The organism is Luteimonas sp. Soil_C_16 (genome assembly GCF_057657295.1).
In genome coordinates this window covers 1-16,458 of record NZ_JBDGIS010000013.1, presented here as the reverse complement: position 1 = coordinate 16,458, position 16,458 = coordinate 1, and the positions used below count along the sequence as shown (strand labels likewise).

Genomic DNA, 16,458 nt, shown 5'->3' with positions numbered 1-16,458 from the left:
CTTGCCGTGGTCAACGTGACCAATCGTGCCCACGTTCACGTGGGGCTTGGTGCGCTCGAACTTACCCTTTGCCATGGTGATTCACCTTTCTATCTATTGATTCGGGATTGGAAACTGGGATCCGGAAATCCGGCGCCGCATGGGCGCCGGATTCCAATCCCGAGGGATTACTTCTTGATGACGGTTTCGGCGATGTTCGTCGGCGCTTCCGCGTAGTGATCGAACTCCATCGAGAACGTCGCGCGACCCTGCGACATCGAGCGCAGCGTCGTCGCATAGCCGAACATTTCGCCCAGCGGGATCATGGCGTTGATGATCTTGCCCGACGGGCTGTCGTCCTGGCCCTGCAGGATGCCGCGACGACGGCTGACGTCGCCCATCACGTCGCCGAGGTAATCCTCGGGGCTGACGATCTCGACCTTCATCATCGGCTCGAGCAGCACCGGGCTCGCCTTCACGAAGCCCTGCTTGAACGCCATCGACGACGCCAGCTTGAACGCCATTTCCGACGAGTCGACGTCGTGGTACGAACCGAACACGAGCTTGACCTTGACACCCACGACCGGGAAGCCGGCGATCGGGCCACTGGTGATCGTCTCGCGGATGCCCTTCTCGACCGACGGGATGAACTCCTTCGGAATCACACCACCGGTGATGTCGTTGATGAAGAGGAAGTCGTCCTTGATGTCGCCGGCCAGCTTCGGATCGGCACGATCGGCATCGGTCAGCGGCGACAGCTCGATCACGACGTGACCGTACTGACCCTTACCACCCGACTGCTTGGCGTGCTTGTAGTCCGACTTCACGTCCGGGGTGCGGATCGTTTCGCGATACGCGACCTGCGGCTTGCCGACGTTGGCTTCGACGTTGAACTCGCGCTTCATGCGGTCGACGATAATGTCCAGGTGCAGCTCGCCCATGCCGGCGATGATGGTCTGGCCGGATTCTTCGTCGGTACGCACGCGGAAGGACGGATCCTCCTGCGCCAGGCGACCGAGCGCGAGGCCCATCTTCTCCTGGTCCGACTTGGTCTTCGGCTCGACCGCCATCGAAATCACGGGCTCCGGGAACACCATGCGCTCGAGCGTGATGATGTGATCCTGCGCGCACAGCGTGTCGCCGGTGGTCACGTCCTTCAGGCCGACCGCCGCGGCGATGTCGCCTGCGCGCACTTCCTTGATCTCTTCGCGGTTGTTGGAGTGCATCTGCAGGATGCGACCCACGCGCTCCTTCTTCGACTTGACCGGGTTGTAAACCTGGTCGCCGGCATTGAGCACGCCCGAGTAGACGCGGAAGAACGTCAGCGAACCCACGAACGGGTCGGTCATGATCTTGAACGCCAGCGCCGAGAACGGTGCCTTGTCGTCGGCGGTGCGGGTGTCTTCCTTCTCGTCGTCGTCGATGCCCTGCACCGGCGGACGGTCGGACGGCGACGGCAGCAGCTGGATCACACCGTCGAGCATCGCCTGGACGCCCTTGTTCTTGAACGCCGTGCCACAGAACACCGGCACGATCTCGACCTTCAGGGTGCGCTCGCGCAAACCGGCGATGATCTCTTCTTCGCTCAGTTCGCCCTCGTTGAGATACTTGTCCATCAGCGCTTCATTGGCTTCGGCCGCAGCCTCGACCATGAACGCACGCGCCTCGTTGGACTCGTCGACCAGGTTCGCCGGAATGTCGCGGTATTCGAACGTCGTGCCCTGCGAGGCGGTATCCCAGTGGATCGCCTTCATCTTGAGCAGATCGACCACGCCCTCGAAGCCGTCTTCGGCGCCGATCGGCACCTGCATCGGCACGGCGTAGGCACCCAGACGCGCCTTCAACTGGTCGACGACCTTGTTGAAGTTCGCACCGGTGCGATCCATCTTGTTGACGAACGCGAGACGCGGCACGGCGTACTTGTTGGCCTGGCGCCACACGGTCTCGGACTGCGGCTGCACGCCACCGACCGCACACAGCACGAACACCGCGCCGTCGAGCACGCGCAGGGACCGCTCGACCTCGATGGTGAAGTCGACGTGTCCAGGGGTGTCGATGATGTTGAAGCGGTGCTCGGGCAGCGACTTGTCCATGCCCTTCCAGAACGCCGTGGTGGCCGCCGAGGTGATGGTGATGCCGCGTTCCTGCTCCTGCTCCATCCAGTCCATGGTGGCCGCGCCGTCGTGCACTTCACCGATCTTGTGGCTGACGCCGGTGTAGAACAGGATGCGCTCGGAGGTCGTGGTCTTGCCGGCATCGATGTGGGCCATGATGCCGAAGTTGCGGTAGCGTTCGATGGGTGTCGTGCGAGCCACGTCGGTTTCTCGTATTGAATGGCGAAGTCCCGCTGGAACACGGAGCCTTCGCGATGGAATCGCTTGAATGGACGAATGCCGCCTTGCGGCGGCCTTCGGATCCTGCGTGCGGTCTGTGACCGCCTGGAGGCACCTGGATGGTGCCGACGGGCCCCGGAATCAACCGGGACCCGCGGGAGCCGCTTACCAGCGGTAGTGCGCGAACGCCTTGTTGGCGTCGGCCATGCGGTGGGTTTCTTCGCGCTTCTTGATCGCGCCACCACGGTTCTCGGACGCGTCGATCAGCTCGGCGGCCAGCTTGCGCGGCATGGTGTTCTCGCCGCGCTTGCGCGCCGACTCGATCAACCAGCGCATCGCCAGCGCCATGCGACGCGAGGCGCGCACTTCGACCGGCACCTGGTACGTGGCACCACCGACGCGACGCGACTTCACTTCGACGGCCGGCGAGATGTTGCCCAGCGCCTTTTCGACGAGCTCGAGCGGGTTGCCGTTCTTCTCGCTGATGACGTCCATGGCGCCGTAGACGATCTTTTCAGCGATCGACTTCTTGCCGCTCTTCATGACCATGTTGATGAAGCGCGCGATCGTGTCGCTGTTGTGCTTCGGGTCGGGCAGCACCGAACGCTGCGGAGTGTTTCCTTTACGCGACATTGTCTATTCCTCAGCCCTTCGGACGCTTGGTGCCGTACTTCGAACGGCTCTGCTTGCGCTTCGCAACGCCGGAGGCGTCGAGCGAACCGCGCACGGTGTGGTAACGCACGCCCGGCAGGTCCTTGACGCGACCGCCGCGGATCAGCACCACGCTGTGCTCCTGCAGGTTGTGGCCTTCGCCACCGATGTACGAAATGACTTCGTAACCGTTGGTCAGGCGCACCTTGGCGACCTTACGAAGCGCCGAGTTCGGCTTCTTGGGGGTCGTGGTGTACACGCGAGTGCAGACGCCACGGCGCTGCGGGCAGTTCGCCAGCGCGGGCGAAGTGCTCTTGTAGGTTTCGGGGCTGCGCGGCTTCCGCACCAGCTGGTTGATCGTTGCCATCAGGTCTCGGGTCTTTGGTTCGGGCCGGAGCCCGGTGAAAACGAAGACAGACGGATAGGCCGCCTGTCAGACGAAAAAGTATAGCCCGCGCTGACGAATACCGTCAACGCGGGTCATACCGCCGCTGGTGCACCCACGAAGGGCGCCACCCGGCATACAACGTCTCCCGTCCATCCTGGACCGAATACGAGCCGCGTCCTGCGCCTCTTTTCGGAGTCTGGGTGGCCCACGAGGGGCCACCAAATTGGGCGCAATCTTAGCGTGCTTCGCCGTCGTTGTCAGCCGTCGGCGTCACCGGTGCGTCTTCGAGCATCACCTGCTCCGGCGCAGCCGGGGCGGCAACGACGTCGGCATCGGCATGGGTCGTGCTGCTGCCCGACAGTGCGTCCATTTCCGAATCGGTCAGGCCGGAAGCGGCGCGACGACGACGGGCGTGATACGCAAGACCGGTACCGGCCGGGATCAGACGACCCACGATCACGTTTTCCTTCAGACCGCGCAGGCTGTCGCGCGTGCCGCGGACGGCCGCCTCGGTGAGCACGCGGGTGGTCTCCTGGAACGACGCGGCCGAGATGAACGACTCGGTGGCCAGCGATGCCTTGGTGATGCCCAGCAGCACCGGATCGAACTTCGCCGGCAGCTCGCTCTTGGCGAGATGCTTGACGTTGTCCTCGATCACGCGCTGACGCTCGACCTGCTCGCCGTTGAGGAAGCGGCTGTCGCCCTGGTCCGTGATCTCGACCTTGCGCAGCATCTGGCGAACGATCACCTCGATGTGCTTGTCGTTGATCTTCACGCCCTGCAGGCGATAGACGTCCTGGATTTCCTTGGTCAGGTAGGACGCCAGCTCCTCGACGCCCTTCAGACGCAGGATGTCCTGCGGACCCGGCTCGCCGTCGACGACCGTCTCGCCCTTCTCCACGTGCTCACCTTCGAACACGATGATCTGGCGGTACTTCGGGATCAGCTCTTCGTGATCGACGCCGTCGGTGCCCTTGATGATCAGGCGCTGCTTGCCCTTGGTGTCCTTGCCGAAGCTGACGATGCCGGAGATCTCGGCGAGGATCGCCTGGTCCTTCGGCTTGCGTGCTTCGAACAGATCGGCCACGCGCGGCAGACCACCGGTGATGTCGCGGGTCTTCGACGCTTCCTGCGGCACCTTGGTCACCACGTCGCCCACGCCGACGGCGTCGCCGTCCTGCAGGTTGACGATCGAGCGCGGCGGCAGCAGGTACTGCGCCGGCAGATCGGTGCCCGGGATCGACAGGTCGTTGCCCTTGGCGTCCACGATGCGGACGATCGGACGCAGATCCTTGCCCATCGAACCACGACGCTTGGGATCGGTGATCTCGCGCGAGGCCAGGCCGGTCAGGTCGTCGGTCTTCTCGATGACGGTGATGCCGTCGACGAAGTCCACGAAGCGGATGAAGCCCGCGACTTCCGAGACGATCGGGTGGTTGTGCGGATCCCAGTTCGACACGGTCTGGCCGGCCTTGATCGCATCGCCGTCGTTGACGGTGATGGTCGCGCCGTAGGGCAGCTTGTAACGCTCGCGCTCGCGACCGTGGCCGTCGAGCACCGAGAGCTCGCCCGAACGCGAGACCGCGACCAGGTTGCCGCTCTCGTGCTTGACGTGCTTGAGGTTGTTGAACTTGATCGAGCCAGTGGTCTTGACCGTCACGTTGTCGATGGCGGCCGCACGCGATGCCGCACCACCGATGTGGAACGTACGCATGGTCAGCTGCGTGCCGGGCTCGCCGATCGACTGCGCGGCGACGACGCCGACGGCCTCGCCCTGGTTGACCAGGTGGCCGCGGCCGAGATCACGGCCGTAGCAGCTGGCGCAGACGCCGAAGCCGGCTTCGCAGGTGATCGTCGAACGGACCTGGATCGACTGCACGCCGGCCTCTTCAAGGCGCTGCACCCACTGCTCGTCGAGCAGCGTGTTGCGGGTGACGATCGGATCCTCGTCGTTGCCCGGCAGGAACACGTCCTCGGCCACGACACGACCCAGCACGCGGTCGCGCAACGGCTCGACGACATCGCCGCCTTCGACGATCGGGGTCATGGTGAGCCCGTCCATCGTGCCGCAGTCGACTTCGGTGATCACCACGTCCTGCGCCACGTCGACGAGACGACGGGTCAGGTAACCGGAGTTCGCGGTCTTGAGCGCGGTATCGGCCAGACCCTTGCGGGCACCGTGGGTGGAGTTGAAGTATTCCTGGACGTTCAGGCCTTCGCGGAAGTTCGCGATGATCGGCGTCTCGATGATCGAGCCGTCCGGCTTGGCCATCAGGCCGCGCATGCCGGCCAGCTGACGGATCTGCGCCTGCGAACCACGCGCACCCGAGTCGGCCATGATGTAGAGCGAGTTCATCGACTTCTGGTCGATGGTCTCGCCCTTCGCATTGAGGACCTTCTCGGTACCGATCGTGTCCATCATCGCCTTGGCGATGCGCTCGTTCGTGCGCGACCAGATGTCGACGACCTTGTTGTAGCGCTCGCCGGCGGTGACCAGGCCCGACTGGTACTGCTGCTGGATTTCCAGCACCTCGGCCTCGGCCTCGACCAGGATGCCGGCCTTCTCGGTCGGGATGGTCATGTCGTTGATGCCGATCGACACGCCCGCACGCGTCGCGTTGCCGAAGCCGGTGTACATCAGCTTGTCGGCGAACACGACCGTGTCCTTGAGACCCAGACGGCGGTAGCAGGCGTTGATCAGGCGCGAGATGTTCTTCTTGTTGAGCTCGACGTTGGCCAGCTCGAACGGCAGGCCGTCGGGCATGATCTCGAGCAGCAGCGCACGACCCACGGTCGTTTCCACGATCGAGGTCACCTTGTCGCGCGAGCCGTCCTCGCCGATCACGGTCTGCTGGATGCGGACCTTGATCTTGGCGTGCAGGCCGGCGGCCTTGTTGTCGAACGCGCGACGCACTTCGGCGATGTTCGCGAACACCATGCCCTCGCCCGGGATGTTCTCCAGCGCGCGGGTCATGTAGTACAGACCGAGCACGACGTCCTGCGACGGCACGATGATCGGCTCGCCGTTGGCGGGCGAGAGGATGTTGTTCGACGCCATCATCAGCGCACGCGCTTCGAGCTGGGCTTCCAGCGAGAGCGGCACGTGGACCGCCATCTGGTCACCGTCGAAGTCGGCGTTGAACGCGGTACACACCAGCGGATGCAGCTGGATCGCCTTGCCTTCGATGAGCACCGGCTCGAACGCCTGGATGCCCAGGCGGTGCAGCGTCGGCGCGCGGTTGAGCAGCACCGGATGCTCGCGGATCACCTCTTCGAGGATGTCCCACACCTCGGCCTCTTCGCGCTCGACGAGCTTCTTGGCGGCCTTGATCGTCGTAGCGAGACCACGGCGCTGCAGCTTGGCGAAGATGAAGGGCTTGAACAGTTCGAGCGCCATCTTCTTCGGCAGGCCGCATTCGTGCAGACGCAGCGTCGGGCCGACCACGATGACCGAACGGCCCGAGTAGTCGACGCGCTTGCCGAGCAGGTTCTGGCGGAAGCGACCCTGCTTGCCCTTGATCATGTCGGCGAGCGACTTGAGCGGGCGCTTGTTGGTGCCGGTGATCGCACGGCCGCGACGGCCGTTGTCCATCAGCGCATCGACCGATTCCTGCAGCATGCGCTTCTCGTTGCGCACGATGATGTCGGGCGCATTGAGTTCGAGCAGGCGGCGCAGGCGGTTGTTGCGGTTGATGACGCGGCGGTACAGATCGTTGAGATCCGAGGTCGCGAAGCGGCCACCGTCCAGCGGCACCAGCGGACGCAGGTCCGGCGGCAGCACCGGCAGCACGGTCATGATCATCCACTCGGGACGGTTGCCCGACTCGATGAAGGCCTCGACCAGCTTGATGCGCTTGGTCAGACGCTTGAGCTTGGTTTCCGAACCCGTGGCGGCGATCTCTTCCTTCAGGCGGACCATCTCGGCCTGCAGGTCGATCGTGCGCAGCAGGTCGTAGACCGCCTCGGCGCCCATCGCGGCGTCGAAGTCGTCGCCGTGTTCCTGGCGCATCTGCATGTACTGCTCTTCGTTGAGCAGCTGGCTGCGCTCGAGCGGGGTCAGACCCGGCTCGGTCACGACGAACGCCTCGAAGTACAGGATGCGTTCGATGTCACGCAGCGTCATGTCCAGCATCAGGCCGATGCGCGACGGCAGCGACTTGAGGAACCAGATGTGCGCGACCGGCGAGGCCAGGTCGATGTGACCCATGCGCTCGCGGCGCACCTTGGCCAGCGTGACTTCGGTGCCGCACTTCTCGCAGACCACGCCACGGTGCTTCATGCGCTTGTACTTCCCGCACAGGCACTCGTAGTCCTTGATCGGACCGAAGATCGCGGCGCAGAACAGGCCGTCGCGCTCGGGCTTGAACGTGCGGTAGTTGATCGTCTCGGGCTTCTTCACTTCGCCGAACGACCACGAGCGGATCAGGTCCGGGCTGGCGAGCGCGATCTTGATCGCATCGAAGTCCGGAATCTGGCGCGGCTGGTTGAAGAGATTGAGCAGGTCTTTCATGTCTTTACTCCGGGAAAGGGGAACCTGGGCAGTGTTGGATCGGTGTCGCGCGCGGCACGCTCACGCGCCGCGCGTCGGGACGTCCTGCCTCAGTGCTCCTCCAGCTCCATGTTGATCGCCAGCGAACGGATTTCCTTGACCAGCACGTTGAAGGACTCGGGCATGCCCGCGACCATCTCGTGTTCGCCGTCGACGATGTTCTTGTACATCTGGTTGCGGCCCTGCACGTCGTCGGACTTCACCGTCAGCATTTCCTGCAGGGTGTAGGCCGCGCCGTAGGCTTCCAGCGCCCAGACTTCCATTTCGCCGAAGCGCTGGCCGCCGAACTGCGCCTTGCCGCCCAGCGGCTGCTGGGTGACGAGCGAGTACGGACCGGTCGAACGCGCGTGCATCTTGTCGTCGACGAGGTGGTTGAGCTTGAGCATGTGCATGTAGCCCACGGTCACTTCACGCTCGAACGCCTCGCCGGTCCGGCCGTCGTACAGACGGTGCTGACCACTGGTCGGCATGTCCGCCAGCTCGAGCATCGCCTTGATCTCGGACTCCGCCGCGCCGTCGAACACCGGCGTGGCCATCGGCACGCCGTCGGTCAGGTTGCCGGCCAGCTTCAACAGTTCCTCGTCGCTGAACTGCGACAGATCGACACGCTGGGCGAACGTCGCCTTGTCGTGGTTGTAGATCTGGTCGAGGAAGCTGCGCAGTTCGGCCACCTTGGCCTGCGCGTCGAGCATCCGCTGGATCTTCTCGCCGAGGCCCTTTGCCGCGAGGCCCAGGTGCACTTCGAGGATCTGGCCGATGTTCATACGCGACGGCACGCCCAGCGGGTTCAACACGATGTCGACCGTGTTGCCGTTGGCCATGTGCGGCATGTCCTGCACGGGCACGATGGTGGAGACCACACCCTTGTTGCCGTGGCGGCCGGCCATCTTGTCGCCCGGCTGGATGCGGCGCTTCACGGCCAGGTAGACCTTGACCATCTTCAGCACGCCCGGTGCGAGGTCGTCGCCCTGGGTGATCTTGCCGCGCTTGTCGGCGAAGCGCTTCTCGAACTCCTTCTGGTGCGCGTCGATCTGCTTCTGCGCACGTTCGATCGCGTCGGCCGCGTCCTCGTCCTTCATGCGGATCTGGAACCAGTCGGACTTCTTCAGGCCGTCGAGCACCAGCGAGCTGACCGTGTCGCCCTTCTTCAGGCCGGGACCGCCGTTGGCGACCTTGCCCTGGATCTGCGAACGCAGACGCGCATAGATCGCGCTTTCGAGGATGCGGAACTGGTCGTCGAAGTCCTTCTTGACGCGCTTGATCTCGGACTCTTCGATCTGCTTGGCGCGCTTGTCCTTCTCGATGCCGTCGCGGGTGAAGACCTGCACGTCGATGACGGTGCCGTCCATGCCCGGCGGCACGCGCAGCGAGCTGTCCTTCACGTCGGACGCCTTCTCACCGAAGATCGCGCGCAGCAGCTTCTCTTCCGGGGTCAGCTGGCTCTCGCCCTTCGGCGTGACCTTGCCGACCAGGATGTCGCCGGCGCGGACTTCCGCACCGATGTACACCACGCCGGATTCGTCGAGACGGTTGAGCGCGTTCTCGGACACGTTCGGGATGTCGGCGGAGATTTCCTCCGGACCCAGCTTCGTGTCGCGGGCAACCGCGGTCATTTCCTCGATGTGGATCGTCGTGTAGCGGTCTTCCTTGACGACGCGCTCCGACAGCAGGATCGAGTCTTCGAAGTTGTAGCCGTTCCACGGCATGAACGCGACGAGCATGTTCTGGCCCAGCGCCAGCTCGCCGATGTCGGTCGAGGGACCGTCGGCCAGCACGTCGCCGCGCGCGACCACGTCACCCACGTTCACCAGCGGACGCTGGTTGATGCAGGTGTTCTGGTTGGAGCGCGTGTACTTGATCAGGTTGTAGATGTCGACGCCGGCATCGTGCTCGCCGGAAATCTCTTCTTCATGGACCTTGACCACGACGCGGCCGGCGTCGATCTGCTCGATCACGCCGCCGCGGCGGGCGTTCACGGTCACGCCCGAGTCGCGCGCCACGGCGCGCTCGATGCCGGTACCGACGAGCGGCTTCTGCGCACGCAGCGTCGGCACGGCCTGACGCTGCATGTTGGCGCCCATCAGTGCGCGGTTCGCGTCATCGTGCTCGAGGAACGGCACGAGCGCGGCGGCGACCGACACGGTCTGCATCGGCGAGACGTCCATGTAATGGATCTCCGCCGGCGGCTTGAGCAGCGACTCGCCCTGGAAGCGGCAGTCGACGAACTGCTGCGTCATCGTGCCCTTGTCGTCCTGGACGGCATTGGCCTGTGCGATGACGTAGTCGTTCTCCTCGATCGCCGACAGGTACTCGATGTCGTCGGTGACGCGGCTGTCGACGACCTTGCGGTACGGCGTTTCGAGGAAGCCGTAGCGGTTGGTGCGCGCGAAGGTCGCCAGCGAGTTGATCAGGCCGATGTTCGGGCCTTCCGGCGTCTCGATGGTGCAGACGCGGCCGTAGTGCGTGGGATGCACGTCGCGCACTTCGAAGCCGGCGCGCTCGCGGGTCAGACCGCCCGGACCGAGGGCCGACACGCGACGCTTGTGCGTGACTTCCGACAGCGGGTTGTTCTGATCCATGAACTGCGACAGCTGCGAGGAGCCGAAGAATTCCTTGACCGCCGCCGCGACCGGCTTGGCGTTGATCAGTTCCTGCGGGGTCAGGCCATCGGCCTCGGCCATCGTCAGGCGCTCGCGCACGGCGCGTTCGACGCGGACCAGGCCCACGCGGAACACATTCTCGGCCATTTCGCCGACCGAACGCACGCGGCGGTTGCCGAGGTGGTCGATGTCGTCGACGACGCCGCGACCGTTGCGGATCTCGGTCAGCACGCGGATGACGTCGAGGATGTCCGACGACTGGCCGAACTCGCCGCGCAGGCGCACCGAATCCTCGTCCTTGCGCTCGGCGAAGTACTTCGCGTCGTACAGCACGGACGCGCCTTCGGTTTCCTTGCGGCCCAGACGACGGTTGAACTTCATGCGGCCCACGCTGGAGACGTCGTAACGCTCGAACGTGAAGAACAGATTGTGGAACAGGTTCTGCGCGGCATCCTTGGTCGGCGGTTCGCCGGGACGCATCATGCGGTAGATCTCGACCAGCGCATCGAGCTGCGTCTTGGTCGAGTCGATGCGCAGCGTGTTGGACAGGTACGGACCGCGATCGAGGTCGTTGACCCAGATCGTGCCGATGGTCTCGATCGACGCCTTGCGCAGCGCCTCGAGGGTCTCGAGCGTGATCTCGTCGTTGGCGGTCGCGACCAGCTCACCGGTCGCCGGGTCGATCACGTCGTGCGACAGGATCTGGCCGACCATGTAGTCGTCCGGCACGGCCAGCGCGGTGATGCCGGCGGCTTCGAGCTGCTTGACGTGACGCGCGGTGATGCGCTTGCCGGCTTCGACGATGACCTTCTCGCCGTCGAGCAGGTCGAAGTTCAGCGTTTCGCCACGCAGACGCTCCGACACCAGCTCCAGCTGCACGCCCTCGCCCTCGGGGAGGATGTGGTAGCTGTTGATGTCGAAGAACTCGTTGAGCATCTCTTCGTTGTTGTAGCCGAGCGCACGCAGCAGCACCGACACCGGCAGCTTGCGACGGCGGTCGATACGGGTGAACAGCGCGTCCTTCGGGTCGAACTCGAAGTCGAGCCAGGAACCGCGGTACGGAATGATGCGGGCGCTGTAGAGCAGCTTGCCCGAGCTGTGGGTCTTGCCACGGTCGTGGTCGAAGAACACGCCCGGCGAGCGGTGCAGCTGCGAGACGATGACGCGCTCGGTGCCGTTGATGATGAAGGTGCCGTTCTCGGTCATGAGCGGAATCTCGCCCATGTAGACCTCCTGCTCCTTCACGTACTTGATGGCCTTCTGCGACGACTCGCGGTCGTAGATCACCAGGCGCACGGTCACGCGCAGCGGGGCGCCGTAGCTCAGGCCACGGTTGCGGCATTCGCGCTCGTCGAACACGGGCTCGCCGAGCTTGTAGCCGACGTATTCGAGTGCGGCGTAGCCGTTGTAGCTGACGATCGGGAACACCGACTTCAGCGCGGCGTGGAGGCCACGGTCTTCACGCTTGGTGGGATCGCGGTCGGCCTGCAGGAATTCGCGGTAGGAATCGACCTGGATGGCCAGGAGGAACGGCACCTCGAGAATCTCGCGGCGCTTGCCGAAGTTCTTGCGGATGCGCTTCTTCTCGGTGAACGAGTAGGTCTGCTGCTGGCTCGACGGGAGCTGGGACGTCGTCATGGGGAGTACGCCTCGTTGGATCGGATGGGATCGACTCGCGATCCGGAACATGGAGCTGTCACTGGGTAGTCGCTGGTATTGCCGGCACCAGCACGCCATCTCCCGCTACTACCCACTGACAACTGCGTCAGTTGTCGTGTTGCGTATTGCGTGTTTCACAAGCTTCCGGTCGCCCGGTTTCAGGAACGACCAAGGGCCGGGAGCTTTCGCCCCCGGCCCCGGTGCATCGCAAGCATGTGCTGCGATGCAAAGTGCCGCTTACTTGATTTCGACGGTCGCGCCAGCAGCCTCGAGATCCTTCTTGATCTTCTCGGCTTCTTCCTTCGTGGCGCCTTCCTTGACGTCCTTCGGTGCGCCTTCGACCAGGTCCTTGGCTTCCTTCAGACCCAGGCCGGTGATGGCACGGACGACCTTGATGGCCTCGACCTTCTTCTCGCCGGCGGCCTTCAGGACGACGGTGAACTCGGTCTGCTCTTCGACAGCGGCAGCCGGGCCGGCAGCAGCAGCCGCGGCGACCGGAGCAGCGGCGGAGACGCCGAACTTCTCTTCGATGGCCTTGACCAGCTCCATCACTTCCATCAGGGACTTCTCGGCGATGGCGTCGACGATCTGTTCGTTGGTAAGGGACATTGTGATTACCTTTGAAAAATTTTCTGGGATAGGTTTCGTTGAACAGGCAGACCGGATTTAGGCCGTTTCGGCCGTCTCGGCGGCTGCTTCCGCAGGTGCTTCGTCGCCACCGCCCTGCTTGTCGCCGACGGCCTTGACGGCACGGGCGAACATCGCAGCGGGTTCGGACAGCACGCGGGCCAGCATGGACAGCGCCTGGTCGAGCGTCGGCAGCGAGGCCAGCACGTCGACATGGCCGGCCGGGTACAGCTGGCCTTCCACGACGACGAGCTTGGGCACCAGCTTGGTGTTGTCTTTCGCGAATTCCTTGATCAGGCGACCGGCTGCGCCGGGCTCCTCGGTCGAGAACGCATACAGCAGAGGTCCGACCAGCGAGTCCTTGGAGCACTCGTAGCTGGTACCTTCCACCGCACGTGCGGCCAGGGTGTTCTTGACAACGCGCAAGTACACACCGGTCTCACGAGCCTTCTTGCGCATCGCGGTCATTTGACTGACCGTGGTGCCCACGTACTCGACAGCAATCAGGGAGTGGGCGTTCGCGGCGACTTCTGCCAGCTCGGCGACAACTTCCTGCTTCTGGGACAGATTGAGAGCCATTAATCACTCCTCATTGTGAACTCCGCTCACGGCTCCTGCCGCTTGCGGTCCTGAGCGGCTTCCAATCCCTGGAGGCCGGGGATGCATGACGCATCCCGGTGGTGGCCTTCTGCCTGGCTGGACGGATGTCGCACCAGAAAACTTCAGAAAGGCATCACCATCTACGCAGGCCTGTCGGTGCAAGCACCTCGGGATTAAGCGGTCTTGATCATCGGTGGCGGCGATTCCCTGCCAGTTCGAGCATCCCTGCCCGTCGCCACGTCGATCTCCACCGCGCCTGCGGTCTTTGACGGCGCCACGCCGGACCCGTGGTCCGTCGCGATGCCCCCAAAATCGCGTCGCCCCGCGAGCGGGACGGCGCGTTTATTGCGTTTCGATCAGCGCGCGATGGTCAGCGACGACTGGTCGACGGTGACGCCCGGACCCATGGTCGAGCTCACCGAGATCTTCTGCAGGTACTGGCCCTTGGCGGTGGCCGGCTTGGCCTTCACCAGGTCGGCCAGCAGCGCCTGCAGGTTGTCCTTCAACTTCTCCGCATCGAAGTCGGCCTTGCCGATCGTGCAGTGGATGATTCCGGCCTTGTCGGTGCGGTAACGGACCTGGCCGCCCTTCGCATTCTTCACGGCCTCGCCCGGGTTCGGGGAGACGGTGCCGACCTTCGGGTTCGGCATCAGGCCGCGCGGGCCCAGCACCGTACCGAGCTTGCCGACCACGCGCATCGCGTCCGGCGTCGCGATCACGACGTCGTAGTTGATGTCGCCGGCCTGCATCTTCTCGGCCAGGTCGTCCATGCCGACGATGTCGGCACCGGCGGCCAGGGCCTCGTCGGCCTTGGCACCGGCCGGCGCGAACACCGCGACGCGGACGCTCTTGCCCGTGCCCTGCGGCAGCACGGTCGAACCGCGCACCTGCTGGTCGGACTTGCGCGCGTCGACGCCGAGGCGGACGGCGACGTCCACGGCTTCGGCGAACTTCGCGCTGCTGTTGTCCTTGACGATCTTCAGGGCGTCATCGATGCCGTAGCTCTTGCCCGGCTGCACGGCAGCCTGGATGCTCTTCTGTCGCTTGGTCTGTGCCATGGTCTCAGCCCTCCACCGTCAGGCCCATCGAACGGGCCGAGCCCGCGATGGTGCGCACTGCTGCTTCCAGCTCGGCCGCCGTCAGATCGGCTTCCTTCGCCTTGGCGATTTCTTCGAGCTGCGCGCGCGTCACCTTGCCCACCTTCTCGGTGTTGGGACGCTTGGAGCCCGAGGCCACGCCCGCCGCCTTCTTCAGCAGCACCGATGCCGGCGTGCTCTTGGTGATGAAGGTGAAGGTACGGTCCGAGTAGGCCGTGATGATGACCGGAGTCGGCAGACCCGGCTCGAGCTTGGAGGTCGCTGCGTTGAACGCCTTGCAGAACTCCATGATGTTCAGGCCGCGCTGACCCAGCGCAGGACCGACCGGCGGCGAGGGGTTGGCCTGACCGGCCTTGACCTGCAGCTTGATGTAACCGACGACTTTCTTCGCCATTGTCTTCTTCTCTCCGGGTGCAAGCGCCTTGGATCAGGCTCCCCATCGTTCCGGGAATACACGTGTCCCGGATTCACGTTGTCCATCTCGCGCGAAAGGCCGCCCATACGGCGGCCTGTGCGGTTGCCCGGCGCAGCCAGACAGTGAGCCGCGCACTATAGCAGGGTTTCGCGCGCCCGTCACACCGGGCGCGGCGGGGTTCAGGCCTTCTCGACCTGCCCGAATTCCAGCTCGACCGGGGTCGAACGGCCGAAGATCAGCACTGCGACGCGCAGGCGGCTCTTCTCGTAGTTGATTTCCTCGACCACGCCGTTGAAATCGTTGAACGGGCCGTCGATCACGCGGACCATCTGGCCCGGCTCGAACAGCACCTTCGGACGCGGCTTCTCGACGCCTTCCTGCACGCGATCCAGGATCACGGCGGCTTCGTCGTCGCGGATCGGCAGCGGACGGTCGGCGGTGCCGCCGATGAAGCCCATCACCTTCGGCGTTTCCTTGACCAGGTGCCAGCTCTCGTTGTCCATGCGCGGAATGCCGCCGTCGTCCGACGTCAGGATCTGCACGAGGACGTAACCCGGGAAGAACTTGCGCTCGGAACGGCGCTTCTGGCCGGAGCGCATCTCGATCACTTCTTCGGTCGGCACCAGCACGTCGCCGAACTTGTCCTGCATCTCGGTGCGCACGATGCGATCGCGCAGCGCCTGGGCCACCGACTTCTCGAAGCCGGAATAGGCATGCACGACGTACCAGCGCTTGACGCCTTCGGTTTCCATCTGAATCGTTACTCCGTCACTGCCTCAGAACGAGGCGGATCAGCCACTGGATGATCTGGTCGAAGCCGGCGAGGATCAGGCTGATGATCGCCACGGCGATGATCACGATCCAGGTCAGGCGAATCGCCTCCTGGCGCGTCGGCCAGACGACCTTGCGCATCTCGAAGCGGGTCTCCGAGAAGAAATCACGGGTCTTGTGACCCTTGTCCGTCGTCAGGAAGACCGCGGCGGCGCCCACGACGCACAGGGCGACGATGATGCTGCGCACCGGCGTGGCCAGCTGCGCCTGGAACCAGTAAAAGGCGAAGACGCCGGCAACGACCAGGACGATCGCGGCAGCGTACTTGGCGAGGTCCGTCGAAGACGCACCCTTGGATTGTTCAACTCTGCTGTTCAATTCCCGGCGACTCATCGGTTTGCGACTGCTCGGTTGACGGGGTGGACCGCAATGCGTCCTGACCCGCGCGGACGATTCCGCGAATGGCACGCCAGGAGGGACTCGAACCCCCAACCTGCGGTTTTGGAGACCGCTGCTCTGCCAATTGAGCTACTGGCGTACGGATTGGAACAACAACCGGCTTCGGACACCCTTAGACGGCGAAGGCGGACCGGGGTTCCGGCCCGCCTTGTCGCGGCTTCGGCGGAGTTGGCACCCCACTGAAACCACTGCATCCCGACTCGCGCCGGGATGTCGTCGGCCCGGGTACGCAATGCGCACCCGGGCCGTCGGATCACTTGATGATCTTGGACACCACGCCGGCGCCGACGGTACGGCCGCCTTCGCGGATCGCGAAGCGCAGACCTTCGT

General features: G+C 64.4%; 12 protein-coding genes and 1 tRNA gene. All 13 read right to left on the bottom strand.

Annotated elements, in window-relative coordinates; genetic code table 11:
- Window positions 1–167: 167 nt before the first annotated feature.
- The gene (gene fusA / locus AC3A5T_RS16875) at window positions 168–2,294 is read right to left on the bottom strand and encodes an elongation factor G (RefSeq protein WP_332079741.1); all 2,127 of its coding nucleotides are present in this window, start codon (window positions 2,292–2,294) and stop codon (window positions 168–170) included.
- A gap of 183 nt (window positions 2,295–2,477) precedes the next feature.
- A complete protein-coding gene (gene rpsG, locus AC3A5T_RS16870; protein WP_159679911.1) occupies window positions 2,478–2,945 on the bottom strand; it encodes a 30S ribosomal protein S7 in 468 nt (155 codons plus the stop codon).
- Between the two features lie 10 nt (window positions 2,946–2,955).
- Window positions 2,956–3,330 carry a 30S ribosomal protein S12 gene (rpsL, locus tag AC3A5T_RS16865; RefSeq protein ID WP_101924969.1) on the bottom strand — a complete coding sequence of 125 codons (375 nt, stop codon included), beginning with the start codon at window positions 3,328–3,330 and terminating at the stop codon, window positions 2,956–2,958.
- 256 nt (window positions 3,331–3,586) lie between these two features.
- A complete protein-coding gene (gene rpoC, locus AC3A5T_RS16860; RefSeq protein WP_487629526.1) occupies window positions 3,587–7,861 on the bottom strand; it encodes a DNA-directed RNA polymerase subunit beta' in 4,275 nt (1,424 codons plus the stop codon).
- An 89-nt stretch (window positions 7,862–7,950) separates the two neighbouring features.
- Window positions 7,951–12,138: a DNA-directed RNA polymerase subunit beta gene (gene rpoB / locus AC3A5T_RS16855; protein ID WP_332079739.1), complete on the bottom strand. Its 4,188-nt coding sequence runs from the start codon at window positions 12,136–12,138 to the stop codon at window positions 7,951–7,953.
- Window positions 12,139–12,396: 258 nt separating this feature from the next.
- Window positions 12,397–12,768, bottom strand: coding sequence for a 50S ribosomal protein L7/L12 (rplL, locus tag AC3A5T_RS16850; protein WP_096297402.1), 372 nt, complete (start codon window positions 12,766–12,768; stop codon window positions 12,397–12,399).
- A 57-nt stretch (window positions 12,769–12,825) separates the two neighbouring features.
- Window positions 12,826–13,365 carry a 50S ribosomal protein L10 gene (rplJ, locus tag AC3A5T_RS16845; protein ID WP_487629525.1) on the bottom strand — a complete coding sequence of 180 codons (540 nt, stop codon included), beginning with the start codon at window positions 13,363–13,365 and terminating at the stop codon, window positions 12,826–12,828.
- A gap of 377 nt (window positions 13,366–13,742) precedes the next feature.
- Entirely contained in the window at window positions 13,743–14,444 is a 702-nt protein-coding gene (gene rplA, locus AC3A5T_RS16840; protein ID WP_487629524.1) for a 50S ribosomal protein L1, read from the bottom strand.
- 4 nt (window positions 14,445–14,448) lie between these two features.
- Window positions 14,449–14,877 carry a 50S ribosomal protein L11 gene (gene rplK / locus AC3A5T_RS16835; protein WP_055246815.1) on the bottom strand — a complete coding sequence of 143 codons (429 nt, stop codon included), beginning with the start codon at window positions 14,875–14,877 and terminating at the stop codon, window positions 14,449–14,451.
- A 200-nt stretch (window positions 14,878–15,077) separates the two neighbouring features.
- Entirely contained in the window at window positions 15,078–15,650 is a 573-nt protein-coding gene (nusG, locus tag AC3A5T_RS16830) for a transcription termination/antitermination protein NusG (protein WP_332079736.1), read from the bottom strand.
- Window positions 15,651–15,666: 16 nt separating this feature from the next.
- On the bottom strand, window positions 15,667–16,047 hold the full coding sequence (gene secE / locus AC3A5T_RS16825; RefSeq protein WP_332079735.1) for a preprotein translocase subunit SecE: 381 nt from the start codon (window positions 16,045–16,047) through the stop codon (window positions 15,667–15,669).
- Window positions 16,048–16,131: 84 nt separating this feature from the next.
- A tRNA-Trp gene (locus AC3A5T_RS16820) sits at window positions 16,132–16,207 on the bottom strand.
- Window positions 16,208–16,381: 174 nt separating this feature from the next.
- Window positions 16,382–16,458: EF-Tu C-terminal domain-related protein (locus AC3A5T_RS16815; protein WP_459040859.1), on the bottom strand; the 77-nt coding region annotated here is incomplete at its 5' end.